Source organism: Paracraurococcus ruber (assembly GCF_004353985.1).
Taxonomy (GTDB): domain Bacteria; phylum Pseudomonadota; class Alphaproteobacteria; order Acetobacterales; family Acetobacteraceae; genus Paracraurococcus; species Paracraurococcus ruber.
The window spans coordinates 1-737 of the sequence record NZ_SMOA01000645.1 but is presented as its reverse complement, the minus strand read 5'-3'; the positions used below and the strand labels follow the sequence as shown (position 1 = coordinate 737).

Below are 737 nucleotides of genomic sequence, written 5' to 3'. Positions count from 1 at the left end.
CGCGCCCGGCCCGCCGGGCCGGTGGCCGGTGAACCGGCCGCGCGGCTTCGACGCGCTCCTGCAGGCGGTGGACCTGCCGGCCCCGGTGCGGGCCGACCTGGTGCGGCGCATGGCGGCGCCCTGGCGCGGCTATCACGGCCTGCGCCACCTGTCCGTGCTGTGGGGCCGGCACCGCCGCTTCGGCCGCACCGGGCCGATGCGCCGCCCGGGCGTGGCGCGGCTGATCGCCGCCGCGATCCTGTTCCATGACGCGGTGCTGGTGCCCGGCGCCCCGGACAACGAGGTCCGGTCGGCCGCGCTGTGGCGCCGCGCCGCGCGGCGGCTGCGCGGCTTCACCGCGGCCGAGATCGCCTGGGTGGCCGACACCATCCTGGCGACGCGGGACCACCTGAACGCGCCGCTGCCGCATGGCGAGCGCGGCGCGGCGCGGCGCTGGATGCTCGACCTGGACCTGACCCCGATCGGCGAGGAGGCGGCGACCTTCAGCCGCAACACGCGGGAATTGCGGGCCGAGGCACGGCACCTGGACGACCACGCCTTCGTCGAGACCCAGCGGGCCTTCCTGGCGCGGATCTGCGCCGCGCCGCAGGTGCTGCGTTCCCCGCCGCTGCATGCGGCATTCGAGGCGCGGGCCCGTGCCAATATCGGGCGGGAGTTGCGCCGCCCGCCGGCGCATCCGGCCGCCCCGCCGGGCTGAGCGCGCCGGCGCCACGCGCGCCCGGCGGGGCGGGCACCCG

Annotated in this window: 1 protein-coding gene; it reads left to right on the top strand. The window is 79.1% G+C overall.

Features of this window, described 5'->3' with window-relative positions:
- A partial coding sequence (locus E2C05_RS32260; RefSeq protein WP_205083296.1) for a hypothetical protein occupies positions 1 to 697 on the top strand: 697 nt, incomplete at its 5' end.
- Between the last annotated feature and the right edge of the window lie 40 nt (positions 698 to 737).